Below are 26,487 nucleotides of genomic sequence, written 5' to 3' on the forward strand. Positions count from 1 at the left end.
CCGCGTTTGCCGCGCCCCCGCCACTGCACGGTGCCCCCAACGGGCCGGGCAGTGACGGGGGCGCTGGCATATGGCCTGACGCGATTGGCACGGTCGACGCGGCGCCGATTCGCACAGCGCAAACGCCCCGAAGCATGAAGCGCGGGGCGTGCGGTAAACCGTAGATTTTGCGTAAAAAGCCCGATTTTCGCGCCACTATATGGCAATCGCGGCTTGATGGCAGGTTCACCCGGCGCAGGGATTTTTTACGGCGTCCTCTCCCACCGCCGCGCCGGGCTTATCCCGTCTTATGCCTTGTCATCATAGCGGCTCAAGCCAGACGTGCTAGTCCAAAAGTGCATACCTATTCTTTGACAAGATCTGATGCAGGGTTGCAACACTTCAGCCTGCTGAAATTTTCAGCGGGCGGCAGCGGCTGTTGTGGTGGCGGCATGGGCTTGCCGGTCAACGGCAGCTTAATGCCGCCTTCCGCATTGCCGCGATGCGCGTTTCTGCGCAGCCCGGCATCCATCCAGGCTTGGCCGGCGATGCCGCAGACTGTGCGGCATGTGCAGATCCCTTCCCCCGGCGCGGCCCAGGCGCCACCGGCTGTCCCGCGCCACCGCGCTGCTTGGCCTGATGCTGGCCCTGCCGCAGACGGCTTGGGCAGCAGATACGCCACCGGCGCGGCTGATCGGCCTGGGCGCCAGCTATGTGGCCGATGCCCTGGGTGTTGCCGATGGCGGTGTGGCGCGCGGCGGCGGGCTGGCGGCGCGCGCCGATGCCTGGGTGGACGTGGATGGCGGCGCGCTGGGTGTGTCGCGGCTGACCGCGCATATCGACATGATCGCCGTGCATGGGCCGGTCTTTTCCGATTCGTGGGCGGGCGATGCGCAGGGCATCAGCAGCATCCAGGCGCCAGGGCGCCATCACCTGTATGAAGCCTGGGTGCGCTGGCAGGCGAGCGACAATGCCGCGCCGCTGGCGATTGCGACCAAGGTGGGCCTGATCGACGTGAACACCGAGTTCGACGTGCAGAGCGTGGGCGCCCTGTTCGTCCACGCCAGTCACGGCACTGGCGCCGAACTGGCGCAAAGCGGCCCCAACGGCCCCGGCATCTTTCCCATGGCAGTGAGCGGGGCGCTGGTTACCGCCAGCACCGCAGGCAAGACCACGCTGCGCCTGGGCGCGTTCGACGCGCAGGCTGGCAGCGTGGCCAACGACCATGTACCCGCCCTGCGCCTGCCCGGCACGACCGGCGCGCTGCTGATCGGTGAGGTGGAGTTTCCGCTGGGCCAGGGCGAAGTGCAGGTGGGCGTGTGGCGCTATACCCGGCCGCTGCCGCGCGTGGACGATACAGGGCACAGCGCCCACTCGCAGGGCGGCTATGTATTGATCGAAGGGCCGCTGGCACCGCGCTGGCATGGCTGGGTTCGGCTGGGACTGGCGGATGCGCGCAGCAATCCGATCAGCTGCTATCTTGGCACCGGCCTGGTGCGCGAGGCGGGCGCCTGGCAATTGGGCGTGGCCATGGCCCATGCCCGGCTCGGCAGCCGGGCGCGCGCCGCGCTGCTGCCCGATGCCGTGGTGGCGCGGGCCCACGAAACCGCGCTGGAGCTGACCGCGGCGCGGCCAGTGGCGCGCTGGCTGACCCTGCAACCGGAACTGCAATATGTGATCCACCCTGGCTGGAATCCGGCGCTGCGCTCTGCCCTGGTCTGGGGCATGCGGTTCAAGCTCGCCTGGGCGCGCTAGGCAAAACCTCGCCCTGCCCCTTGCGCATGGGGCAAGGGCAGGCAAAAGCGGGCGCGCCTGCGCCGGCCGGGGTGGAACGTTTCCGATCCTTTCGGGTAAGAGGCATGATAGCCTGAACGAACAAGGGATTGATCGACGCATGCCCCTGATGACGCGGCGCCGGGCGCTGGGCGGCATGGCCGCCACGCTGGCCCTGCCCCAAGTGGCGCATGCCGCCCGCGACACCCTGCGCGTGACCACCCGCAGCGGCGTGGTGCGTGGCCGCATGGCCGATGGCATGCGCGTGTTCACCGGGATCCCCTATGGCACCGCCGCCCGCTTTGCCGCGCCGCGCCCGGCCCGGCCCTGGCAAGGCGAATGGGATGCCACCCGCCCGGCGCGCGCCGCGCCGCAGCCGGCCGGAATGGACCCGCTGCCCGCCGTCCAGGCGGAAGATTGCCTTCAGCTCAACATCTGGGCGCCGGCGGCACCGGGGCGCTATCCAGTGATGGTCTTCGTGCACGGCGGCAGCAACGAAACCGGATGGAGCGGGTGGGAGGTGATCGCCGGCAACCGCTTTGCCGCGCATGGCGTGGTCTGCGTGACGCTGAACTATCGCCTGGGCGCGCTGGGCTTCATGGAACTGGGCCACCTGCTGGGCCGCGCCTATGCCGGCAGCGGCAACAATGGCCTGCGTGACCTGGTGCTGGGCCTGCGCTGGGTGCAGGACAATATCGCCGCGTTCGGCGGCAACCCGCGCGCGGTGACGCTGGCGGGCGAATCATCGGGCGCGCGCAATGTCTGCGCACTGCTCGGCACGCCGGCGGCCGACGGGCTCTATGCCCGCGCCATGGTGTTCAGCGGCGGGGCGCAGACCGTGCATATTCCTGCCACCGCCGCGATCTTTGCCAATGCCGTGGTGGCGCGGCTGGGCGGGGTGGAGCGGTTGCTGGTGGCGCCTTTTCCCGCGCTGGTCGAAGCGCAAGTCGCCGCGCGCAAGGGCTGGCCACAGGGCCTGCCATTCCGGCCGACGGTCGATGGCGCATTCCTGCCCCAGGCGCCGCTGGCCCGCGTGATCGAGGGGCGCGCGCCACGCGTGCCGCTGCTGACCGGATCGAATGCCAACGAAAGCCGCCTGTTCCTGAACGAGGTGCAGGCCAGCCGGCCGATCTGGTCGCAAAGCGTATCGACCGAGCCGATGCCGCGGATGACCGCGCTCAACCGCGCCTATGCCCGCGCCTTTCCCGAATTAACCGACGCCCAGCGCCACTGGCGCCTGCTCACGGCCGAGGAATATGGCATGCCCACGCTGCGCCTGGCCGAGGCCCATGCCGCACGCGGCGCGCCGGTGTGGCGCTATCGCCTGGCCTTGCCGGCGCCGGGCGGCCCCTACAAGGGGCACAGCCCCCACGTGCTCGACCTGCCGCTGACGTTTGACCACGTGACACTGCCATCGATGGCGCAGATGTTCGGCCTTTCGGCGGCGGACCAGCCGATTGCCGAAGCCTGGCACGAAGCGATGGTGGCCTTTGTCAAAGGCGGGGCGCCCGGGTCACCAGGCATGCCGGCCTGGCCGCGCTTTGACGCCACCACCCGCGCCACCATGGTGTTCGACCGCGTCAGCACCGTCGAGAACGATCCCGACGGCGCCGAACGCCTATTGTGGCAACAGACGCCGATCGAGCCGGTCAGCGGGGCAAGGCGCCGCTGAACCCGCCCACCCCGGCAATCGCCAGCACGGCGCGATCGGGCAGCGCCGGCTGGGCAAACGCCAGGCGCAGATAGCGCGCCTGGACCGGGGCGGCAAAGCCGATGCGCTGCGTCGCCAGGGCGTAAGCGATGTTGGAAAACTCACCCTCGCCCTGCGCCTGCCAGGCCTGCCCGTCCAGGCTGGTCTCCACACGATAGCCGCGCGGCGGCGTCGCATCGGGTGCCAGATGGCGCGGCGGGGTCAGGCTGAATCCGCCCAGCGTCACGGCGCGGCCGATATCGAGCGTGACCGTGGCCGGATGCCCAGCGGTGGGCACCGGCTGAGCCCACAGCGCTTCGACCTCGCCATCGAGCAGCGCCTGCGCGCCCGGCGCGCTGGCATCGACCACGCGCCAGCCCAGCGTGCTGAGCACGTCGCTGCCGCGCGGCGCGGGCGCGGCCACCGGCACCGGCGCCACGCTTTTGAACAGGGCAAACTCGCGGATCGCCGGGCACGCCGGCGCATCAAGGATCACCAGGCGCACGCGGCGTGGCGCAATCGGCGCGGGCAGGCGCACCACGCGTTGCGCGCCGATGCATTCCTTTTCCGCCAGGCGCTGCCACTGCCCGCCGATTTCGGCCTCGATGGCAAAGCGGGTGACGCGCACGCCGAGCGGCAGGTATTCGGCCACGCGCACCACATCGAACCGCGTCCCCGGCGCCAGATCGAGGGTAAGCGTGGGGGTGTGCACGGCATCGGGCGTGGACCAATAGGTTTCAGCCCGGCCATCGAGCACGGCGGCCGGGGCAAAGCGAGGCCCGCGCACCGCGCTGGCATGGGCCACCGCGCCCTTGGCCAGATCGCGGGCAAAGGTGGCGCGCATGGCATCGCCGAACGAGGCGAGCACTGCCACATCATGATCAGCGAGGCGCCCGCGCTGATCAGGCGGCAGGTTGAGGTTGAGATTGGTGCCGCGCCCCACCGATTCGTCGAACAGGCGCACCAGGCGTTCGGGGCTTTTCACCTTGGTGTCTTCATCTGGGTGATAGAACCAGCCGGGGCGGATCGACACGTCGGTTTCGGCCGGCCACCAGATTTCGCCGCCGCGCAGGCCGGAATTGCCGACATCCTGTTCATAGGGCTTGTTGGGCATGGTCGGCCAGCAGGGATCGCCGGCCACGCCATCTTCATTGCCCACCCAGCGGATATCGGCGCCGAGCGGATCGAACGTGCAGGCATCGGGCTGCATCTGGTGCACCAGAGCGATGATCGAAGGCCAGTTGTAATAACGCGGGGCATCGATGTGCCGGGTTTCGCGCGCGCCACCGTAATAGCCATCGCCGCCATTGGCACCGTCGAACCACACCTCGAACAGCTTGCCATAGCGGGTGCACAGCTCGGTCAGTTGCGCGCGGTAGTAATCGACATAGGCGGGCCGGCCATATTCGGGATGGTTGCGATCCCACGGCGAGAGATAGAGGCCATAGGACAGGCCATGGCGGCGCGCCGCCTCGCCCATTTCGGCAACGATATCACCCTTGCCGCCCTTGTAGGGGCTGTTGCGGATCGAATGCTCGGTCAGCTGCGTCTGCCACAGACAGAAGCCATCATGGTGCTTGGCGGTAAGGATCACCCCGGTCATCCCGGCAGACTTGGCGGCCAGCACGATCTGGTCGGCGCTGAAATCGGTGGGGTTGAACCATTCCGGCTTTTCATCGCCATAGCCCCATTCCTTGCCGGTGAAGGTGTTCATGGAGAAATGGACGAAGGCATACATGCCGCGCTGGTGCCACTTCCACTGGCGCGGCGACGGCGTGGCGCCCCAGGGTGCGGGTGCCGTGGCCGCCGGGGTGGCAGCCAGGGTCGGCGCAGCGGCCAGCGTGGGGGCAACCGCGCCCGCGGCAGCAGAGCGCGACAGGAAGCGACGGCGGGACAGGTCCATGGGCAATCCTTGGGGAAAGGCGCGGCGCACGCGGCGCCGCGCGAAAGGTCAGAGCGGGTTGGCCAGCACCGCCGGCAGGCGATCGGCCAGGCCCACGATCATTTCGCCGAACAGGCCATTGGCCCAGGCAAACCAGCTGCGGGTGAACTGGGCCGGATTGTTGCAATCGACCGCCTCGTGCATGAAGCCGGTGCCGGCGTCAGTATCGCGCAGCTGGCGCAGCAGCGGTGCGATCACCGCCGGATCGCTGGACGACATGGCGCGCACGATCAGGCTCATCGGCCAGACCTGACCCAGGCCGACATGCGGGCCGCCGATCCCCTCGATCGCCGAACCCTTGAAGAAATAGGGATTGGCATCCGACCAGCACGCCGCCGCCGTGGCCTGCCACAGCGGATCATCGGCGGTGACACAGCCGGTATAGGCCAGGCCGAGCAGCGAGGGCACGTTGGCATCGTCCATGAACACCGCGTTGCCAAAGCCATCGACTTCATAGGCCCAGACCTGCCGCCCGTCGGGCAGGCGCATGGTGCCCCACTTGGCCAGCGCGGCGGCCACTTCATCGGCCAGCGCGCGCGCATCGGCCGCGAGCGCGGCATTGCCCGCCGCGCCTTCGGCCACCAGCGCCATTTCGCGCAGGGTGGTGACGGCAAAGTGGTTGGACGGGATCAGGAACGGATAGAGGCAGGCATCGTCAGACGGGCGGAAGCCGCTGTGGATCAGCCCGACCGGCCGCGTGGGCGCGCCATAGCCATCGAGGCCGAGCGTTTCGGTGGGCCGATCGCTGGTGCGGCGGAAGCTGTAGGGCCCGCGCCCATCCTTGCGCTGCTGTTCGCGGAACGTGCGCACGATCGCCTGCTGCGCCGAAACCCAGATGTTGTCGAACGGGGCCGTATCGCCGCTCGCCTGCCAATAGCGATAGGCGAGGCGCATCGGCCAGCACAGCGAATCGACCTCCCACTTGCGTTCGGCCACGCCGGTTTTCATCTGCGTCTGGTCTTCCAGGGCCCAGGGCAGGTTGGTCTTGGCCGTGGCATCGCGCATGAACGCATTGGCATAGGGATCGAGCAGGACCGAACGCGCCTGGCGGGCAATGGCGCCGCGAAACAGCGTGGCGAGGTGCGCGTCCTTGCGCACGAGGTGGATGTAGGACAGCAGCTGCGCGCTGCTGTCGCGCAGCCACATGCAGGGGATATCGCCGGTGATGACAAAGGCATCGACCCGGCCATCGACCAGGCCCAGTTCCACCGTGGTATCGAGCGTGTTGGGATAGCAGGCCGCAAACATCGCGCGCAGCTTGGGATCGGCGATCATCGCCGAAACGCGCGCGATCTCTTCCTCCACCGCCGGGCTGGTGAAGCGGCGCTGCACTTTGGGCGGGCGGGCCGCAAAGCCCAGCGGGGCCGGTGCCGTGCCAGGGGCGGGGGCGGCAGGCGCCTGGGCGGCGGGCGTGGGCGGCGCGGCGATCGGCGGAATGGCCTGCGCCGCCACGGCACCGCGCGCCGGCTGGCTGGCCACGAAGCCGGCCGTGGCCAGCGCCGCCGCACCCTTGACCAGCGAGCGGCGATCCAGCGCTGCGGCATGGGGGTTGGTGGCTTTGGTCACTTCGGCATCTCCTGCGCTTGGCCGGCCAGGGTGAATTCCACCCAGGTGCCCGGCCCGTCTCCCGGCTGGCCATCGCCGATCCACGCCTTGTACGCGCCGGGAAGAACCCGGCGGGTGCCCCGGCGATCAACCACCGACAGGCTGCGCGGATCGAGCGTCAGCGTCACCGTCTGCATCTTGCCCGGTGCCAGGTTAACACGGGCGAAACCGGCCAGCTGGTGTTGCAGCACGGGTTCGGTCAGCACCGCCTCGTGCGCGGGGATCGGCGGCACGACATAGGCCTGCACCACGTCTTCGCCAGCGCGGTTGCCCTGGTTGGTGAGGCGCACCGAGAGGGTGACCGGGCTCTTCGTATCGGCCGCCTTCACGGCCGGGTTGGCATAGGCAAAGCGGGTGTAGGACAGGCCATGGCCAAAGCCCCACAGCGGCGTGCCGGTGAAAAAGCGATAGGTCCGCTCTTTCATGCCATAGTCGACGAAGGCGGGCAGATCGGTGGTGTGGCGATAGAACGTGACCGGCAGCCGCCCCGAAGGATTGCTGGCGCCCGACAGGATGTCAGCGAGCGCAGTGCCGCCGGCTTGCCCCGGATACCACGCCACCAGCACGGCATCGGCAAGGGTTTCATCCATGGCGATGGCACTGCCGGTGGCCAGCACGGCGACCACTGGCTTGCCCGTGGCGCGCAAGTTTGCCAGCAACCTCGCCTGCGGCTCGGGCAGTTCGATCTCTGACCGGTCACCGCCGACAAAGCCAGGCACCTGCACCTGCAGCGCCTCGCCCTCAAGATCGGGGGACAGGCCCAACACCGCCACGATCACATCGGCATCCTTGGCCACGGCCAGGGCCTTGGCCTCTTCCGCGTCGGCAGGCGGCACCCACATCAGGCGCAGGCCTTCATCGTCGCCATAGTGTTCCAGCTCCAGCCGGATCGGCTGCGGCGTGCCATCGCTGCTCAGGGCAAATTCGACGCGCGCCTTGCCCAGCGGGCCGGCGTGCAGCTGCTGGCCGCCCACCCACAGCGCCACGTCATCATGGCGGTGGCAATCCTTCCAGCATTGCGGCGCATCGATCGCCAGGCGCCAGGCACCCGGCCCCGGCGGCACCAGCATGCCTTGCCAGCGCGCGCTGAACCGCGCCGGATCGAGGCCGGCCGGCGCGGCGCGGGTGAGGTTGAAATCGATGCGGCGATCCTGGCGGGCCAGCACCAGCTTGCCCATCGCATCGCGGTATTCGGCCGCCAGCCCCGGCTTGCCATCGGCAGCAAGCGCGGTTTCGGGCAGGACCACCGGCGCACCTTCGGCCAGGACCGAGCCTTGCGCATAGACCACGTGATCGGCGCCAAAGCGCGCGCGCAGTCCTTCGAGCGGGGTGACAGGTGCGGCGGCGGTGCCATGGTAATTGGCCTCGAGCACGCCCAGGTCATCGGCATTGGCGCCGATCACCGCCAGCTTCACCCCCGGTTTCAGCGGCAGGACGCCGTCGTTGTTCTGCACCAGGACCATGGCCTTGCGCGCCGCTTCCAGGGCCAGGGCGCGGTGATCGGCCGTATCGACCTGATCGGGCTTGATCGCGCGCCAGGGATCGGGCTGGTTGAAAGCAATGCCGAGCCGTGCGCGCGCGCTGAGCGAACGCACCAGGGCGCGATCGACCTCCGCCTCGCTCACCAGGCCGCGCCGCACTGCGTCGGGCAGGGCAGAATAGGCGGTGCCGCAGTTGAAATCGCTGCCGCCGCGGATCGCCGCGGCCGATGCCTCTGCCGCGTCATAGGCATGGTGATGGAACTGCCAGATATTGCCGATGGCATCGCAATCCGACACGACGAAACCGGTAAAGCCCCAGTCCTTGCGCACGCGCTGGTTGAGCAGCGCGTCGTTGGCGCAGGCCGGCATTCCGGCAATGGAATTGTAGGCACACATCAGCGACAACGCATGACCCTGGGTTACGGCCATGCGGAATTGCGGCAGATAGGTCCATTCCAGGTCTTGCGGGCTGGGATCGACATCGAAACTGTCGCGCCCGGCTTCCGGCCCGGAATGGACTGCCAGGTGCTTGGCCGTGGCAATCACGCGCGGATGGGCAAGGTCTGGCCCTTGCAAGCCGTGGATGAAGCCCACCGCCAGGCTGCCGGTCAGCAGCGGGTCTTCGCCATAGGTTTCCTGGCCCCGGCCCCAGCGCGGATCGCGGAAGATGTTGATGTTGGGCGACCAGATGGTGAGGCCCTGGTAAATGCGGCGATCGGCGCTGACGGGCTGGGCGTTGAACCGCGCCCGCGCCTCGGTCGAAACCACCGTGCCGACCCGCTCCATCAGCGCCGGATCCCAGGTTGCGGCCAGGCCGATCGCCTGGGGGAATACGGTGGCCACGCCATTGCGCGCCAGGCCGTGCAGCCCTTCGTTCCACCAGTCATAGGGCGGCAGACCCAGGCCCGGATCGGCCGGCGCCGTGCTTTGCAACTGCGCCGCCTTGCGTTCCAGGCTCACGCCCTTGAGCGCGGCGGCGATTTGCTGCTCCACCGGATCGGCATGGGCAGCCGGCGCAGCCAGGGCCAGCGCGATGACCGACGCCAGGGCAGAGGAAACGGGCAACGAACGCATCAGTGGCTCCCGGCCAGGGTACGCAGCACCAGCGCGCGGCGTAGTTTGGCCACCGGCGCAGGGCCGGTGATGGTAAGAGTGCGGCTCTCCCCGGGCAGCAGGTCAAAGCCGTTGTCATCGGCGGCTGCATCCAGCGTGCCGAAATCGAGCATGACAGCCCGCGCCAGGTTGCGCGCGGTAACCGTCACCTGGCGCCCATGCCAGACGACCGACAGGCCGGGGTCGGGATAGGCCATGGCCTTGGGCACGGCGCGCTCCACGATTTGGCGCGCGACCGGCTGGCCAGCGACCAGCAGTTCGGCCACGGCATAAGCCGCGCCGGGCGCCGCGCTGCCAAAGACCGTGGCATCGGGCACCTCTGCCGCCTCGGTCACGCCATTGGCGGCCAGCTGCACATCGCCTTGCGCGGTGCCCAGCGTGGTGCCGTCCATGGCGCGCCCGGTCAGGCGCCAGTGCGCGGCGGGCGGACCTTGCGCGTCAGAGACCAGCGCCACGCGCGTCGCCGCGCCCTTGTGCTCGGCCACCACGGTCTGCGGGGCAAAGAACCGCCGCGCGGCATAGTGCAGCAGCTTCCACCGCCCGGCATAATCGATGCTCGACCACGAAATCGCCGGCCAGACATCGTTCAACTGCCAATAGAGTGACCCCATGGTGACCGGGGCACAGGCGCGATGGTGGCGCGCGGCCATGTCGATCGCCTGCATCTGGTTGACCTGGGTAAGGTAATCGAAATCCGCCAGCCGCGCCGGGCCGCTGCCCTGCGGCGCGCGCAGCCGCGCATCGAGATAGAATTGCAGTCGGCTGTTGCCTTCGCCCGCGAGGAACTTCTGGTGCGCCTTCATCACCGCGCTTTGCGGGTCTGACACGTTCGGCCCGGCAAAACCGGCGATCGTGGCCATGACCGGCATCGCCTGGAAGCCGTATTCCGACATGAAGCGCGGACAGCTGTCCTGATAGTTTTCCACCGGCTTGGAGCCGGACCAGACATCCCAGAAATGGCGATCGCCAGCGGCATCGGTATCGACCGGGCCTTCATAATCGGTCGATGGCGAACCCGGCCAATACGGCGTTTGCGGGCTATGCGCGGCCACCGCATCGCGCAGCACGCGGTCGAACAGCACGGTCATTGCCGTGGCAATGCGCTCCTGCTCATCAGGGCCGACCGCCTTCTTGAACTCCTTGCGGTCAGACCAGTTGGCCCAGCCCGACAGCACTTCATTGCCGCCGGTCCACACCACGATCGAAGGATGGCTGCCCAGCCGGGCCAGTTGATCGTCCGCCTCGGCAGCAACGCTGGCGCGATAGGCCGGATCGGGTGGCGGCACGGCGCCGCCGAACATGAAATCCTGCCAGATCATCAGGCCCATGCGATCGGCCGCAGCATAGAACGCATCGTCGAGATAGGTGCCGCCGCCCCACACCCGGATCATGTTCATGTTGGCCGCCTTGGCATCGGCCAGCATGTGTTCCATCGTCGCGGCGGTCACGCGCGAGGGGAAGCTGTCGAACGGGATCAGGTTGGCGCCCTTGGCAAAGACCGGCACGCCGTTGATCTTGAAGCCGAACGCGCCATTGCCACGGATCAGTTCAACCGTGCGCAGGCCCACCGTGCGCTGCGCGGCCTGACCCTGCCCCGCCCCATCGATGATGTGCGCCGATACCTGGTAGAGCGGCTGTGCGCCCATGCCAACGGGCCACCAGCGCTGCGGCGCGGCGATGGTCAGTGGAACGGTGATCGTGTTGCTGCCGGCATCGACCGACACGCTGCGCGTGACCGGCGGCAGCGCCGTGCCATCGGGCGCGGTCACCGCCAGCTCGACGGTAAGCGGCGCGGTGGCATCGGCCTCTACCGCCAGGCGCGCGGTCAGCCGCGCCTGTGCGCTGCCCATGGCATCCTGCTGCACGTCCATCGCGCCGATCCGCGCGCCGTCCCAGCCTTCCAGCCGCACGCCGTGCCACAGCCCGATGTTGACGATGCGCGGGCCCCAGTCCCAGCCATACTGGTACTTGGGCTTGCGGATATAGGCAGAGGTCTGCACGCCCTTGGGCTCGTCGCCAAAGGCAGAATCGTACTCGGCCGGCAGCGGATGCGCCTGCTTGAGCACCATCGGCTGCAATGCGCGAATGGGCGAGGCAAAGTGCACCAGGATTTCATTGGCGCCGGCATGGAGCAGCGCGCGCACTGGCACGCGCCAAGTGCGATGGGCATTGTCGGCCGTGAGCACGTCATGCCCGTTGACGCTGACCGTGGCGAAGGTGTCGATCCCGTCGAACACCAGATCGAGATGGCCGTGCGCCAGCATCGCTGGCGTTACATTCAGCGTGCGGCGCATGTCCCAACCGGCCAGGCCCGCCCACTGGATCGCGCCTTCGTTGGTGCCGATGAACGGATCGGGCACGCGGTGCTGTTCAACCAGGGCCTGTTGCACGGTGCCGGGCACGGGCACGCCAAACCAGCGCGCCTCGCGGGGATGGGCTTTTGCGGCACCGTCGTCAGGAGCGATGCGCGCCTGCCAGCCGGTATCGAGCGACTGGCTTTCCGGCGCGGCCAGCGCGGCTGGCGCCACCCCGGCCAGCGCCAGGGCAGCCAGCGTGACCAGCCGCCTCACTTGGCGGCCCCACGCGGGGTTTCATGCCACTGCACCTGCTCCACCGTGTAGAACGGCCCGGCCGGCGAAGCGGTGAACTGGAAGCAGACGTCGTTTTCATCCGCCAGGCCCAGCTGCGGCAGATCGGCGTCGAGCGCAAACTGCTGCGGCGCCTTGGCCGGATCGGGCAGCGGCCAGGTGGCCAGCACCCGCGCGCCGGGCATGGGATCGTGTTCCTTCTGCTGATCGTTTGCCGCCTTTTCCGCCGCGCGGCAGCCGGCCGACACCACCAGTTCGCCAAACGGACTGGTGGCATAGCGCGCGATCACCGCGTGCTGATCGTGCGCCAGGCCATAGTTGCGCGGCAGGCGCGCCACCTTGACGGTGATCGCCTTGGCATGGGCCAGCGGCGCATGGTCATCGGCCACGCAGGCATCGAAGATATTGACGTTGAACGCCGGCGCATTGGCCGTGGCATCGGCATTCAGCGGAACACGCAGGCCCAGCGCACCACGCGGGCAGGCAGACAGCGCACCGTTGGCCGTGGTCAGCAGCGTATCGCGCGTGACATCGAACCGGCGCGGGGCAGACAGCGCGGCGCCATCGGCGGCAAAATCGGCCGCCATGATCACCGTGCCCGGCGCCACGGCCAGCGGCGCGGCATAGGCGCGCGCCCGTGCCGTGGGCGCCTTGCCATCCAGCGTGTAACGGATCGTGCCATAGGGGGCCTGGGTGGCAAGGGCCACGGTCAGGCGCTTGGCATCGAGCGCGGCACTGCGCGTGCCGGCGATCTTGAAATCGACCGCCAGGGCGCTGTCGGCCACTTCCAGCCCGGCCTCGCGCCAGCGGCGCATCTGCGGATCGAGCCGGGCGAGGAAGCCGGGATAATCCTTGGCCTGAGCCGGATTGCTCCACACGCTTTCCGCCAGCGCGCCGATGCGCGGAAAAATCTTGTGCTGCATCTGCCAGGGCGTGACGATGTATTCCGACCAGGCATTGGCCTGCGCGCCCAACACATGGGCGGCCTTTTGCGCATCGATCCCCTTGGGCATGGGATCATAGTGATAGACCGCCTCCAGCGTCTGGATCGCGATGCGGCCCGGAGGCGCGTCACCGCGATCGGACTGGAGATTGTCGAGATAGAGATTGGGCGCCGGGCTGAGTACGACATCGTGCCCGGCATTGGCCGCATCGACCGCGCCGGCCTCGCCCCGCCAGCTCATCACCGAGGCCGAAGGCGGCAGGCCTCCTTCGAGGATCTCGTCCCAGCCGATCAGGCGGCGGCCATGCTGCGCGAGATAGCTGCCGAGCTGATCGATCATCCAGCTTTGCAGGCCGTTCTCGGTCTTGATGCCCAGGGCGCGCATCTGCGCCTGCACCTGCGGCGCGCGCTCCCACTGGTCCTTGACCGCCTCGTCACCACCGAGGTGGATGAACGTGGACGGAAACACCGCCATCAGTTCATCGAGCACGTCCTTGACGAAAGCCATGCCCTGCGGGCCAGGGTTGAACAGATAGGGATTGACGCCCCAGTCCCCCGACACCGGCGGCGTGCCACCCAGAACGCCGAGTTCGGGATAGGCCGCGACCAGCGCCTGGGCATGCCCGGGCAGGTCGATTTCGGGCACCACGGTGATGCCGCGCGCGGCGGCATAGGCCACCAGATCGCGCAGTTCCGCCTGGGTATAGAACCCGCCACTGCGCGCACCCTTGTCGGCATCGGGCCCCTGCCCGGTATCAGGCTGGGTGCGCCAGGCGCCCACTTGCGTCAGGCGCGGATACTTCTTCACTTCAAAGCGCCAGCCCTGGTCGTCGGTCAAATGCAGGTGCAGCACGTTGAGCTTGACCGCCACCATGCCGTCGATCACCGCGCGGATGGATGCGATCGGCTGGAAATGGCGCGCCGTGTCGATCATCAGCCCGCGCCAGGCAAAGCGCGGTGCATCGGTCACGGCCAGAGCCGGCACGCGCACCGCAGCGCCGCTCTTGCCCGGCACGCCGGCGAGTTGTTCGAGGCTCATCGCGCCATAGAGCAGCCCGCGATCGCCCGAGGCGGTAATCACCGCTCCGCTGGCCGAGACGGCCAGGGCATAGGCCTCGTCACCGGCCGTGGCACCACGCACGAAGCGCACGGTGCCCTTGTCGCCTTCGACCACACGCAGCGAAAGGCCATGCTGCGCAGAAAGACGCGCGGCGAGCAGGGTGGCGGCCGCCTTGGCCCCGGCATCACCCGGCGGCACGGCCAGCGTAGCGCCATTGGCGAGTACGAGCGCGCCCTTGCCCGGCACCACCTGGGCGGGCCAAGGCACCAGCGGCAGGGCTGCCGGACCATGGCTGGGCGCGGCGAGGGCAACGGGCGAAACTGCCAGCGCCAGGCCCACGGCCAGCGCCGCCATTCCAGCGCGGGCGCGCGATCCCCGCCCGTTCGATCCTGCCACCATCATGCCTGATTCCCTCGCGCCTGCTTGTCTCTACCCTTGGGCAGAGAGGTAACCAAAATATATCCAATGCGACAACAGGTATTGTGTCCGCCGCAACAAAAAATCGTCAGGCGCCAAGCCGGAGCTTATACGCCTACGCTTCAACCGGCGCGCAAGCGTTGCCCGAACGACATTACCAATGTAAATCCTTTCGGACGTTACGCCGCAAGCCAGGATACCGCCATGCCGCCAGCCGACAATGCCTTGCCGCGCGCCGCCACGCTGGCCTCGCGCCGCGCCCTGCTGAAAGGGGCGGCGGGCTGGGCCATGGCAATGCGGCTGGGCTGGGGCGGCAGCGCGATGGCCCTGCCCAGCGCAAACCGCGGCGCGGCACTGCTGATCGCCCCGACGGACATGATGCCTGGCGGCTTGCGCATGCCAGCCCCCCTGCCCGGCGCCGCGCCGCGCCTTCCGGCAACAGAGCCGGGGCGCCAGTCGCTCGACCAGGGATGGCTGTTTCACGAAGGCGACATTCCTTTTCCCGTGCCCGCCGATCACAATGCCACTTATCTGTCGGTCAAGGCGGGCAATGCCGGCGGGCCGGCAGCGCTCGATTTCGATGCGTCAGACTGGCAGGCGGTTACGCTGCCGCACGATTGGGCCAGCGCGCAGGGCTTCGATCCCGCTGCCAATGTCTCGCAAGGCTATCGCCCGCGCGGGATCGGCTGGTATCGCCGCCTGATCCGGCTCGATCCGGCAGTGGAAGGCCAGAAGATCGAGCTGCGCTTTGATGGCATCGCCAGCCACGCCACGGTGTGGGTCAATGGCAGCGAGGTGGCACACTCTTGGTCGGGCTATACCGGGGTGACGATCGATCTGACGCCCTTTGCCCGCTATGGCGACGATCTCAACTGGATCGCGGTGCGCGCCGATGCCACCGTGCGCGAGGGCTGGTGGTATGAAGGCGCGGGGATCTATCGCCACGCCTGGCTGGTGACCCGCCCGCCGCTGCACATTGCCGAACAGGGCGTGCATGGCCACCCGGTGCGCCAGGCCAATGGCCGTTGGACGGTGCCGGTCAGCGTGACGCTGGGCAATATCGCCGACGCACCGGCCAGCGCCGTGGTGCGCGCCAGTGTGCGCGATGCCGCAGGGCGAATACTGTGCCAGGACAGCGCCAAGGCGCAAGTGGACGGGCTGGACCAGGGCAAGGCGCAGATCACGCTGCGGCCCGATGGCGCGGTGGCGCTCTGGTCTCCCGATGATCCGGTGCTGCACGACCTGGTGGTGGAAGTGGAACGCGATGGCGTGGTGATCGACCGCCGCCGCGTGGCGATCGGTTTTCGTGCGGTGGTGTTCGATCCGGCGCGCGGCCTGCTGCTCAATGGCGTCGCCACCAAGATCAGGGGCGTCTGCCTGCACCAGGACCATGCCGGGGTGGGCGTCGCCGTGCCCAATGCCTTGGTGCTGTGGCGGTTGCAGCGGCTCAAGCAGCTGGGCTGCAACGCCATTCGCATGACGCATGGCGCCTGCGCGCCCGAAGTGATGGACTGGTGCGACCGGCTGGGTTTTCTGGTCATGGCCGAAAACCGCTTGTTCAACCCCGCGCCCGATTACCTGGCGCAGCTGGAATGGCTGGTGCAGCGCGACCGCAACCATGCTTGCGTGTTTGCCTGGTCGGTGTTCAACGAAGAACCGATGCAGGGCACCCACGCCGGCAAGGAAATGGTGCGCCGCCTGCGCGCCGCCGTGCGCCGGCTCGACCCGGACCGCCCGGTGACCGCGGCGATGAGCGGCGGCTTCTTCAATCCCGAAAACGTCGGCCAGGCGGTCGATCTCATGGGCTTCAACTATTACCAGGGCGATTACGATCGCTATCACGCGCTGCATCCCGACCAGCCGATGCTGAGCAGCGAAGACACCAGCGCCTATGGCACGCGCGGCGCCTTTGCCAGCGATCCGCAGGCCCACGTGATCACCGCGCTGGACAAGGAAGCCGCCGGCTGGGGCGCCACCCACCGCCAATCCTGGCAGGCAATCGCGGCGCGGCCGTTTGTGGCCGGCGGCTTTGTCTGGACCGGGCTGGATTACCATGGCGAGCCCACGCCCTATGCCTGGCCCAGCGTGGGCAGCTTTTTCGGCATCATGGACCTGTGCGGCTTTCCCAAGACCGCGTTCGGCATCCGCCAGGCGCAGTGGCTGGATAGCGCGCCGATGGTGTGGATCGATCCGCACTGGACCTGGCCGGGCCGCGAAGGCCAGCCGATAGAGATGCTGGCGATCACCAATGCGCCGAGCTTGGAAGTGCGGCTGAACGGGCGCACCGTCGCCCGCATTGCCCAGGCCGATCGCATCATGGGGCACACGCTGCACATCCCCTATGCCCCCGGCCGGCTGGAAGCCCTGGCGATCGACAGCGGCAAGGTGGTGGCCCGCATGGTGCACGAGACCGCTGGCCCGGCCAAGGCCCTGCGGCTGACCCCCGCGCGCCGCGCGCTGGGTAGCGAAGGCGATGATGCCCTGGCGATCACCATTGATGCCACCGATGCGCGTGGCCGCCATGTGCCGGTGGCGCAGGACATGGTGCATCTGTCCGTGCGCGGCGGGGCAATCATCGGGCTGGGCAATGGCGATCCCAACAGCCACGAAAGCGAGAAAGGCACCGCGCGCAGCCTGTTCAATGGCCTGGCCCAGGCGATCGTGCAGGGGGATGCGGGCCTTGCCCCGCTGGTACTGGAAGCCAGCGCGCCCGGCCTGGCCCCGGCGCGACTGGTCGTGGGCCGCGAGGACAGAAGCGCCGCGCCAACGGTGGCGGCCGAAGCGCCACGGCAACGCCTGGATCGCTGGCTGCGCTCCCCCGCCCTGCCCGCGCGGCCCGACCCGCGCCTGGCTCCCGCGGCGGGCGACAACAATTCTTGGGACAGCGTGGGCAGCAGCGAGGCGGCAACCACGACGGCCGGCAGCAGCGAACAATGGCATCTCTATCGCGCCACGATCACGCCATGGCGCGCGGTGGCGGCGCGTAGCGGCAGCCTGCGTTTTGCCAGCCTGGCCGGCACGGCCGAGGTATGGCTGGACGGGGCGCTGCTGGGCCGCAAGACCAGCCCGGCGCCGGCCCCCCTTACCCTGGCGCTGCCCGCTGGTGCCGGCCCGCGCGAACTGGTGGTGATCGTGGCCGCGCGGGACGGGAGCGTGTCAGGAATTGCCGGGCCGGTGGACCTCACTCCCTGAAATTTCAATTCCTTTTCAATACCATTTCAACGTGTGGCGGCAACGAAGGCGGCCACGCGCGACACATCGGTCTGGCGCCCACGCCCGGCCTGGAAGCCAAGGTCGATCAACCGCGCATCGACGCAGGCCTTGGGCACCGGGCTGCGGCACGAGGCGTGGAATTCGTGCACGCCGGCCGCGCGCAAGGCGGCCACGGCGGGCGGTTCCAGGCCCCCGCCGGCCATGATCGTGATGCGCCCGCTGGCCGCTTTCACCAGCGCGGCAAAGCGCGCCACGCCATCACCCGCGCGCACCGCGCCGGCCGAGGTCAGAATGCGGTCAAAGCCCAGTTCCACCGCGATTTCCAGGCCGGCGAACGGATCGTCGAGCAGATCGAACACGCGGTGCAGCGTAAGCGACAGCGGCCGCCCGCGTGCCTCGCCCAGCGCGCGGGCATGGTCGACCCATTCGGCCAGCGCCCCGCGATCCAGCCCCTGACGCCCGCCGCAACCGATCACCGCGCCGGCAAGGCCAGCCTTGGCGAAATCGGCCAGATCGGCCTGCACCAGCGCACAATCGCGGGCATTGTAGGCAAAATCACCAGGGCGCGGGCGCGACAGGGCATGAACCGGCAAGGGCTGGCGCGCTGCAAGATCGAGCAGGGACGATGGCGGCGTCAGCCCACCCAGGTCCAGCGCCACGCACAGTTCCAGCCGATCCGCGCCACCGGCCAGCGCCGCAGCCATGCCGGCACCGTCTTCCACGCACACTTCAAGCATCGCGGCCGGCCTTCGTCATGGGCTGATTGGCATTCATTGGCCTGCTCCTTTTGCGGTCCACCGCACCAGCGAATCACCTTTGCGCGATGTGGCTTTGTTTTGGTCCCTACCAAACCCGTGTAAATTTTTTTGGGACTGCGGCCAATATGCCGCACCCCTCAACCCGCAAAAAGACCGGAAAACGGCGGATTTCGTATATTTTTTCACATTATTTCATTCTGTTGGCGGATGTGTCAGGCCAAGTTTTGGTGGACAGCCGGTTTCATTTAAGTGACATATTGCGTGGCGGTTGGACTTAGATTGGTTACAGACCACATCCAGGAAACAGCCGCGAGGGGTAAGCAACACCGTTTCAGGGTTCAACACATTCGTGCCCGGGATACGGGCGGGATTGAGGGTTAAAACATGTCATTCTTTCGTGCAGCATTGCTGGCAAGCACCTTTGCCACGATCGTGTCGTCGCCAGCCATCGCGCAGGATGCCCAGGCCACAGCGCCCAACAGCGCCGCCGCCGATTCCGCCGATCAGGGCAGCGATCCGGGCCAGGCGATTGTCGTGTCCGGCATTCGCGCCTCGCTCAAGAACGCGATCGACGTGAAGCGCAGCGCGATTGCCGTGATGGACGTGATCACCGCCGAAGGCGTGGGCAAGTTCCCCGATCGCAACGTGGCCGAATCGCTCTCGCACATTCCCGGCGTGTCGGTGGACCACCAGTTCGGCATCGGCGAACGCGTGTCGATCCAGGGCACCGATCCGGCGCTCAACCGCATCCTGATCGACGGGCACTCGATCGCCTCGGCCGACTGGGGTGGCAACCCCGGCGACGTGACCGGCCGCACGTTCAACTATTCGCTGCTCGCGCCCGAAGTGATTTCGCGCGTAGAAGTCTACAAGTCGCCCGAACCGTGGATCGACGAAGGCGCGCTGGGCGGCACCGTGCTGGTGCGCACGCGCAAGCCGCTCGACATGAAGGCGAATTCGCTGAACGGTTCGATCGGCGTGAACTACAACGATCGCTCCAAGATCGCCAACCCGCGCGGCTCGCTGCTTTACAGCTGGAAGAACAAGGACGAAACCTTCGGCATCATGGTGGCCGGCACCTATGACAAGGATTCGCTGGCCCGCGCCGGGATCGAATACTTCGGCTACTCCACCGGCAAGGACTTCCTGCAAAAGGACGCCAATGGCGACCTGCTGACCGACGGCAACGGCAACTATGTGCCGAAGAACTCGGCGCTCGCTATCAACGGCGGGACGACGCAGGACCTGGCCAATGCCCGCTATCCGGCCGGCATCAACCACGCCTATTTCAAGCAGACGCGCCAGCGCATCGGTGGCCAGTTTGCCGTGCAATATGCCCCCACCAGCGATTTCGAGCTGATCGCCACGGGCATGCACATCCAGGGCACCTACAACAACTTCTCGCAGTCGGAATTCATCTATCCGAACTACAACCCGGGCAACATTTCGGCAGTCACGCTGTCGAACGGCCTAATCAGTTCGGCCTCAATGGCCAATGGCACCAGCACCCAGGCGGAGCTGGACATGAACTATCGCAAGACCAAGGTGACCAACGACAGCTATAACCTGGCGGGCACCTGGCATGTCAGCGACCGCTTCACCCTGTCGGGCAACGGCGGCTGGAGCAAGGCGACTGGCGGCACCAACCCCGAATACCTGATGTCGCTCTATTCGAACGGTGGCTACACCTTCGATTACACCGGCACGTCGACCAGCGTGAACTACAATACCGCGCCGACCGACGCGAGCCAGTGGGGCCGCTTCTCCACCTCGTCGCAGAAGCTGCCCGATGGCACCACCATCAACGGCTACCAGATCGGCGGCATCGCCCATTCGCGCCAGAAGGACGAAGAGTTCTACGCCCAGCTGGACGGCAAGTGGGAGGTGAGCGACGCGTTCTTCAAGGACGTGCGCATGGGCATCAAGGCCTCTACGCACCAGAACGCGCTGACCGTGACCGGCTCCAAGGTGTTCTACACCAACCCGATTTCGCTCACCGACTTCACCACCCACCTCACGCCTGGTGGCCTGTTCAACGGCCTCAACGACAATGGCAACGCCAACCAGTTCGCCACGCTGACCGAACAGGGCGTGGTCGATGCGCTCAACAACGGCCTCTATGTCGACACCGGGATCGACAAGGGCTCGACGTTCAGCGTGCGTGAAAAGGTTGCCAATGCCTATGTCCAGCTGGACTTCGGCAGCGGCCCGATCCACGGTTCGGGCGGCTATCGCATGGTCTATACCAGCGACCGGTCGAACTACTTCAACTCGACCGACAACGGCGCGACCTACACCCCGATCGTCAGCAGCAAGGACTATCTCAAGTTCCTGCCCAGCCTGAACGTGTCGTGGGATATCAGCGATAATTTCAAGCTGCGCGGTGCCGTGGCCGAAGTCATCGCCCGTCCGCGCTATGCCCAGCTGGCCGGCGCATTCAGCCGCAATGACACCAACTTCACCGCGGCCGGCGGCAACCCGGATCTCAATCCCTATCAGTCGACCAACTACGAACTGTCGGCCGAATGGTATTTCCGTTCCGGCTCGCTGCTGTCGGTGGAATACTTCCGCCGCCAGATCAGCTCGTACATCGTGACCAAGACCGTGTCGCAGATGCTTACCCCGCTCGGTGGCACCACGCCGGTGGAATACCAGGTCACGCTGCCGGTCAACGCCACCAACGCCACGGTCAACGGGGTGTCGGTCGGCTTCCAGACGCCGATCTGGGGCGGCTTCGGCATCCTGACCAACTATACCTATGCCGATGCCAAGAGCGGCGTGGATAGCGACGGCAACGTGGTCAACCTGCCCTACCTTTCGAAGCACACGGTCAACGTGATCCCGTACTTCGAAAAGGACGGTTTCCAGGCCCGCATCAGCTGGAACTGGCGCAGCGACTACTTCACCGGGATCGGCCGTCTGAACTCGGTGGACAAGACCGCTGGCTATCACCAGCTCGACGCCTCGATCGGGTACAAGATCACCGAAAACCTGACGGTTCAGGCCAATGCCCAGAACCTGCTGGACTCCACCTACTACTCCTACAGCGGCACCAAGAACGCGCCCACCGCCTTCTACAAGAACGGTCGCGTGTTTGCCGCTACCCTGCAGTTCGCCTATTGAGCGGACACGGCAAACCCTATCGGCGCATGGCATGTTTCCTCCCTTGCCATGCGCCAACCGCAATGCCTGCCGGATGCACCGCTCCGGCAGGCGTTGTCATGTCCAGACGGCACCGCCCAGCCAGGAGCCAGCCATGATCGCACTTGCCCGCCGCAGTCTTCTTCGCGCCTCCTGCCACATGGCCCTGGCCGCAGCTGCCGGCACGCCAGCCCTGGCCGCCACACGCCGCAGCCCTGGGCGCACCACGGCAGGACAGCCCGATCTGTTCATCGGCACGGGCGGCGATGGCCACACTTTCCCCGGCGCCAGCATGCCGTTCGGCATGGTGCAGGTGAGCCCGGATACCGACACCGCGCGCTGGGATACCTGTTCGGGCTATCACCACGGCGATCCCTCGCTGCTGGGCTTTTCGCACACCCATCTGTCGGGCACCGGCATTGGTGACATGCTCGACGTGCTGGTGCTGCCGGCGCGTGGGCCGGTGCGGCTCGATCCCGGCCCGCTCGATCCGGCCAAGCAGAACCCTGCCGCGCCCGGCTATCGCCTGCGCTATACCCAGGAGGAAGCGCGGCCCGGCTATTACCGCGTGGCGCTGGAAAACGGCGTCACCAGCGAACTGACCGCCACCTTGCGCACCGGCGTGCAGCGCCATGCCTTTCCAGCGGGCGAAGGCCATGTGCTGATCGACCTGTCGCATCTGGTGCTCGACAGTTCCGACTATCCGCCGCTGATCGATGCCGCTGCGCTGGAATGGCTGCCCGATGGCACGCTGGTGGGTCGGCGCCGGGTGTGGCGCTGGGCCAAGGGGCGCGAGATCTTTTTCGCGATGCAGTTCTCCCGGCCGCCCGCACGCGTCGACTTCTATGGCGACGACAACGCCCCGGCCCCTGCCGCAGTGGCGGGCGCCACCCATGCCATCAGCGGCAAGCGGCTCAAGGCCGTGGCCTGGTTCCCCGACGCCGGGAGCGCGCCGATCGTGATCCGCACCGGCATTTCGGCGGTGGACGTGGCCGGCGCCCGCGCCAACCTGGCAGCCGAAGCGCCGCATTTCGATTTCGACACCTATGCCCGCGCCGCCCAGGCCGCCTGGGATGGCGAACTGGCGCGCATCGCCGTGCGCGGCGGCACCCCCGCGCAGCAGACCATCATGGCCACCGCGCAATACCATGCCGCGCTGGGCCCCACGCTGCTGAGCGATGTGGACGGGCGCACGATCGGCCTCGATCGCCAGGTCCACACCCTGGCGAAAGGCGAGGCGGCCTATAGCGCCTATTCGCTGTGGGATACCTATCGCGCGTTCCACCCGTTGCAGACGCTGATCCGCCCCGATCATGCTGCGGTGATGATGGCCGATCTCATCCGCCAGACGCAGCAGAGCCCCTATGGCCCGCCGGTCTGGCCGCTGCAGGGCGTGGAAACCGGCTGCATGATCGGCTGGCACGCCGTGCCGGTGCTGGCCGAGGCGATGGCCAAGGGCATCCCCGCCGATTATGCCGCCGCCTGGCCGGGCATCCGCCGCCGCGCGCTGGATTTCACCACGCCCACGCTCGACAATTCGCTGGGCATCCCTTTTTATGATCAGCTGGGCTATGTGCCGGCAGACCTGGTGTTTGAAAGCGTCAGCCGCACGCTGGAATATAGCTATGACGATTACGCCGCCGCCAAGATCGCGCGCGCGGCCGGTGCCACGCAGGATGCCGCCCACCTCGAAAAGCGCAGCGGCAACTGGCGCAACGTGTTCGATGCCAGTGTGGGCTTTGCCCGCCCGCGCCTGGCCGATGGCACCTGGACCAGCCCCTATGACCCGGTGCAACTGGGCCATTCGTCCAAGTGGCGCGACTATACCGAAAGCAACGGCTGGCAGGCGACGTTCCTCAACCAGCATGACGTGCCCGGCCTGATGGCGGCGATGGGTGGCGACGGCGCGTTCGAGGCCAAGCTCGACGCGCTGTTTTCCGCGCCGTCCACCCTGCCCAAGGGCGCGCCGCCCGATATCTCGGGCATGCTAGGCCAATATGCCCACGGCAACGAACCTTCGCACCACGTGGCCTATCTCTATGCCTGGTGCGGCGCACACTGGAAAACGCAACGGCTGGTGCGCCGCCTGCTGACGACGATGTATACCGCCAAGCCCGACGGCATCATCGGCAACGACGATTGCGGGCAGATGAGCGCGTGGTTCATCCTCTCGGCGCTCGGCTTCTATCCGGTCGATCCGGTCAGCGCGGTCTATGTGCTGGGCAGCCCGCTGTTCGACAGCGCGCGGGTGCGCGTGGGAGGGGGCCGCGAACTGGTGATCGAGGCGCGTGGCCAGGGGCCGGATCGCCCCTATTACGGCAAGGTGGAATGGAACGGCCAGCCGCTGACGCGGTCATGGCTGCGCCATGCCGAACTGGCCGCCGGCGGCACATTGGTGTTCCACATGCAGGCAGAGCCGGACAAGAGCTTTGCCCGCACCCCGGCAGACCGGCCCCAGGCTTCGGCCTGATGCCGCTGCCGGCACGTGTGGTGCAGGCTCTGCTGGCGCCGGCCCTGGTCCTGGCCGGGCCAGCGGCAGCGCTGGCGGCGCCCGATCTTGCCGGCGCCTGCATCCAGGCTGATGCCCCGGCCCGCGCCGGGGCAGACCTGCTGGCGCGCCGCCTGCACGAGCGGGGGATCGATCCGGCGCCCGCCTGCCCGCTGACCCTGCAGTTCATCACCAGGCCCGCGCTGGGCGAAGGCTTCGTGCTGGAGCAGCATGGCCGCACTATTGCCATCGGCGTAGGTCAGCCCCGCAGCGCGGCCTATGCCGCCGGCTGGGTGCTAGGCCATCTGCGCGGGACGCGGCTCACGCTGACCGGGCCGGTGCACAGCGCCCCGGCCATGGCCGTGCGCGGTGACCAGATCGGCATTCGCGCCAAGAACAACAGCTTTGACGCCTGGACCCCGGCAATGCTGACGCGCCAGGTGGAAGACCTCGCGCTGATGGGTGCCAACCGCGTGCAGCTGGTGGCGCCGGTGTCCGACGATGCCACCGCATCCCCCCTCGCCCCGGTGCCGGCCCGCACGGCGATCCTGGCCACGGCGCGGGCGGCGCAGGCGCTGGGTCTGCAAGTGGCGCTCTATTATCCGCTGCTGCGCGATTACACGCGGCTGGGCGATGTCACGGCCGAACAGAAAGACTTTGCCGCGCTGGTGGCGGATTTTCCCGCGCTGGATGCGGTCTATTTCCCCGGCGGCGACCCTGGCCATACGGCGCCCGCGCCGCTGTTTTCCCTGCTGGGGCAGCTCGCCGCGCCGCTGCACGCGCGCTTTCCCGCCGCCGAAATGCTGGTGTCAACGCAAGGGTTCGATGCTGCCGGGTTTGACGCCTTCGTGGCGCAAGTGCGCCAGCGCCCGCCCTGGCTGTCAGCCGTATTCGTCGGCCCGCAGACGCGCAGCCCGATTGCCGCGCACCGCGCGCTGTTTGCCGGGGTGGTGCCGCTGGAACTTTATCCCGACACCGCCCATGCCATGCACGCGCAGCTGCCGCTGCAACGCTGGCACCCGGCCTTTGCCCTGACCGAAGGGCGCGAACCGGTGAACCCGCGCCCGCGCGCGATGGCTGCCGCCTTTGCCGATCAGGCGCCCGGCACGCGCGGGTTCATCGCCTATTCCGAAGGGGTGAACGACGATTGGAACCTGGCGCAGTGGCTCGCCCTGGCGTGGAACCCCCATGCCAGCACACGGGCCATCGCCCTGGCGCACGCCCGCCGCTTCATCGGTGATGATCGCTTTGCCACCCTGCCCCAGGCGCTGGAGCGCAATTGGCGCGGCGATCCGGCACTCAACCCCGGCATTGCCGCCACGCTGGCGGCCACGCGCGCGCTGCACCCGGCGCCATGGGCAGATTGGCGGATCGATCTCTATCGCTATCGCGCGGTCTATGATGCGCTGGTCGCCCGGCGCTGGGCCGCGGCGCAAGCGGCTGATCGCGCCGCCCGCGCGGCGCTGGCCAAGGCCGATACCACGGGCAGTGCAGTGGCTGTGGCCCGCGCTCGTGCCGCGCTCGATCGGGCGGAACCGCGCGCCACCCTGGCGCTCTATCGCCAGCTCGAAGGCCTGGCAGCGCGGCTGTGGGACAAGGCGCGCATGCAATTGAGCGTCCCGCGCTATGGCGCGTCCAACTGGGAGCGTGGCGCCAACCTCGATCGCGCCATGGCCGATCTGACCGATCGCGCCGCGCTGCTGCCGCGCCTGGCCAGTGCCATGGCCGCCCCCGGCGAAGCAGCGCGGCAGGCTGCACTCATCGCCCTGGCCGACCGCGCCGACCGGCGCCACGGCGCGCTCTATGATGACCTGGGCATGCCCGGCGCGCAGGCGCACCTGCTGCGCGGGTGGGGCGAACTGGCCGATCCGCAAGGCCGCCACAGCAGCATCATCGGTGTGGCCGACCACCTGCCGGCCGATGGCTGGCCGCTGGCCACGCTGACCTATGCCGAAACGCTCTATGAAAATCCGCTGCGGCTGGCCTATCGCCTGCCGCGCGGGCGCGCCTGGTGCCTGCGCTTTACCTGGGCGGGCGAGGATTACTGGCGCGCCATGGCGGTCTATGCCAACGGGCAGATGATCCTGCCGCCCCGGCAGCGCCCCAGCAATCCCGCCTTTGTCGAAGTGGCGATCCCCGCTGCCCTGACGCGGCAGGGCCGCCTGGCGCTGGCGTTTGCCGGGCAGGTCGGTGCCGGCGGAGGCGGGCGTGGCCAGCAGGTGGCCGAAACCTGGCTCATCCCCCGTTCAGCGCAGATCCGCTGCGATGGGCAATGGACCGGACCATAATTCCTTGA

Annotated in this window: 13 protein-coding genes; 6 read left to right on the plus strand and 7 right to left on the minus strand. The window is 68.0% G+C overall.

Annotation, left to right across the window (positions count from 1 at the left end):
* Nucleotides 1-343 precede the first annotated feature (343 nt).
* Nucleotides 344-511 carry a hypothetical protein gene (locus IP65_RS21650; RefSeq protein ID WP_197279203.1) on the minus strand — a complete coding sequence of 56 codons (168 nt, stop codon included), beginning with the start codon at nt 509-511 and terminating at the stop codon, nt 344-346.
* A 35-nt stretch (nt 512-546) separates the two neighbouring features.
* Here IP65_RS21650 and IP65_RS03705 point away from each other — a divergent pair, with 35 nt between their 5' ends.
* Both IP65_RS03705 and IP65_RS03710 read left to right on the plus strand, forming a co-directional pair.
* A complete protein-coding gene (locus IP65_RS03705; RefSeq protein WP_082349738.1) occupies nt 547-1,734 on the plus strand; it encodes a carbohydrate porin in 1,188 nt (395 codons plus the stop codon).
* A 148-nt stretch (nt 1,735-1,882) separates the two neighbouring features.
* Nucleotides 1,883-3,424 carry a carboxylesterase/lipase family protein gene (locus IP65_RS03710; RefSeq protein ID WP_054130792.1) on the plus strand — a complete coding sequence of 514 codons (1,542 nt, stop codon included), beginning with the start codon at nt 1,883-1,885 and terminating at the stop codon, nt 3,422-3,424.
* On the opposite strand, the gene IP65_RS03715 is transcribed toward IP65_RS03710, so the two are convergent.
* The 5 genes from IP65_RS03715 to IP65_RS03735 all read right to left on the minus strand — a co-directional run bounded on the left by IP65_RS03715 (nt 3,402) and on the right by IP65_RS03735 (nt 14,576).
* Nucleotides 3,402-5,345 carry an alpha-L-fucosidase gene (locus IP65_RS03715; RefSeq protein ID WP_054130793.1) on the minus strand — a complete coding sequence of 648 codons (1,944 nt, stop codon included), beginning with the start codon at nt 5,343-5,345 and terminating at the stop codon, nt 3,402-3,404. The genes IP65_RS03710 and IP65_RS03715 overlap by 23 nt on opposite strands.
* A gap of 48 nt (nt 5,346-5,393) precedes the next feature.
* Complete coding sequence (locus IP65_RS03720; protein ID WP_369801223.1) at nt 5,394-6,812, minus strand: glycoside hydrolase family 125 protein; 1,419 nt, start codon at nt 6,810-6,812, stop codon at nt 5,394-5,396.
* 134 nt (nt 6,813-6,946) lie between these two features.
* Nucleotides 6,947-9,544: a glycoside hydrolase family 3 C-terminal domain-containing protein gene (locus tag IP65_RS03725; RefSeq protein WP_054130794.1), complete on the minus strand. Its 2,598-nt coding sequence runs from the start codon at nt 9,542-9,544 to the stop codon at nt 6,947-6,949.
* On the minus strand, nt 9,544-12,153 hold the full coding sequence (locus IP65_RS03730; RefSeq protein WP_054130795.1) for a glycoside hydrolase family 2 protein: 2,610 nt from the start codon (nt 12,151-12,153) through the stop codon (nt 9,544-9,546). The genes IP65_RS03725 and IP65_RS03730 overlap by 1 nt, the downstream gene beginning before the upstream one ends.
* Complete coding sequence (locus IP65_RS03735; RefSeq protein ID WP_231627537.1) at nt 12,150-14,576, minus strand: beta-N-acetylhexosaminidase; 2,427 nt, start codon at nt 14,574-14,576, stop codon at nt 12,150-12,152. Before IP65_RS03735 ends, IP65_RS03730 begins: the two co-directional genes overlap by 4 nt.
* 219 nt (nt 14,577-14,795) lie before the next feature.
* Between IP65_RS03735 and galA the strand changes: the two genes are divergently transcribed.
* Entirely contained in the window at nt 14,796-17,783 is a 2,988-nt protein-coding gene (gene galA / locus IP65_RS03740) for a beta-galactosidase GalA (RefSeq protein WP_054130797.1), read from the plus strand.
* A gap of 26 nt (nt 17,784-17,809) precedes the next feature.
* On the opposite strand, the gene IP65_RS03745 is transcribed toward galA, so the two are convergent.
* On the minus strand, nt 17,810-18,541 hold the full coding sequence (locus tag IP65_RS03745) for a copper homeostasis protein CutC (protein WP_054130798.1): 732 nt from the start codon (nt 18,539-18,541) through the stop codon (nt 17,810-17,812).
* Nucleotides 18,542-18,946: 405 nt separating this feature from the next.
* Here IP65_RS03745 and IP65_RS03750 point away from each other — a divergent pair, with 405 nt between their 5' ends.
* From IP65_RS03750 to IP65_RS03760, 3 genes are all read left to right on the plus strand, one after another.
* On the plus strand, nt 18,947-21,685 hold the full coding sequence (locus IP65_RS03750) for a TonB-dependent receptor (protein WP_082349740.1): 2,739 nt from the start codon (nt 18,947-18,949) through the stop codon (nt 21,683-21,685).
* A gap of 133 nt (nt 21,686-21,818) precedes the next feature.
* Entirely contained in the window at nt 21,819-24,173 is a 2,355-nt protein-coding gene (locus IP65_RS03755; protein ID WP_054130800.1) for a GH92 family glycosyl hydrolase, read from the plus strand.
* Complete coding sequence (locus tag IP65_RS03760) at nt 24,173-26,479, plus strand: hypothetical protein (RefSeq protein WP_231627538.1); 2,307 nt, start codon at nt 24,173-24,175, stop codon at nt 26,477-26,479. Before IP65_RS03755 ends, IP65_RS03760 begins: the two co-directional genes overlap by 1 nt.
* Nucleotides 26,480-26,487 lie beyond the last annotated feature (8 nt).

It is taken from the genome of Novosphingobium sp. AAP1 (genome assembly GCF_001295765.1).
GTDB lineage: Bacteria > Pseudomonadota > Alphaproteobacteria > Sphingomonadales > Sphingomonadaceae > Novosphingobium > Novosphingobium capsulatum.

Excerpts from the sequence above, each read along its gene's own strand:
- IP65_RS21650 (WP_197279203.1), bottom strand. The coding sequence starts at position 511 with ATGGATGCCGGGCTGCGCAGAAACGCGCATCGCGGCAATGCGGAAGGC.
- IP65_RS03705 (WP_082349738.1), top strand. The coding sequence starts at position 547 with ATGTGCAGATCCCTTCCCCCGGCGCGGCCCAGGCGCCACCGGCTGTCC.
- IP65_RS03710 (WP_054130792.1), top strand. The coding sequence starts at position 1,883 with ATGACGCGGCGCCGGGCGCTGGGCGGCATGGCCGCCACGCTGGCCCTG.
- IP65_RS03715 (WP_054130793.1), bottom strand. The coding sequence starts at position 5,345 with ATGGACCTGTCCCGCCGTCGCTTCCTGTCGCGCTCTGCTGCCGCGGGC.
- IP65_RS03725 (WP_054130794.1), bottom strand. The coding sequence starts at position 9,544 with ATGCGTTCGTTGCCCGTTTCCTCTGCCCTGGCGTCGGTCATCGCGCTG.
- IP65_RS03735 (WP_231627537.1), bottom strand. The coding sequence starts at position 14,576 with ATGATGGTGGCAGGATCGAACGGGCGGGGATCGCGCGCCCGCGCTGGA.
- galA (WP_054130797.1), top strand. The coding sequence starts at position 14,796 with ATGCCGCCAGCCGACAATGCCTTGCCGCGCGCCGCCACGCTGGCCTCG.
- IP65_RS03745 (WP_054130798.1), bottom strand. The coding sequence starts at position 18,541 with ATGCTTGAAGTGTGCGTGGAAGACGGTGCCGGCATGGCTGCGGCGCTG.
- IP65_RS03750 (WP_082349740.1), top strand. The coding sequence starts at position 18,947 with ATGTCATTCTTTCGTGCAGCATTGCTGGCAAGCACCTTTGCCACGATC.
- IP65_RS03755 (WP_054130800.1), top strand. The coding sequence starts at position 21,819 with ATGATCGCACTTGCCCGCCGCAGTCTTCTTCGCGCCTCCTGCCACATG.
- IP65_RS03760 (WP_231627538.1), top strand. The coding sequence starts at position 24,173 with ATGCCGCTGCCGGCACGTGTGGTGCAGGCTCTGCTGGCGCCGGCCCTG.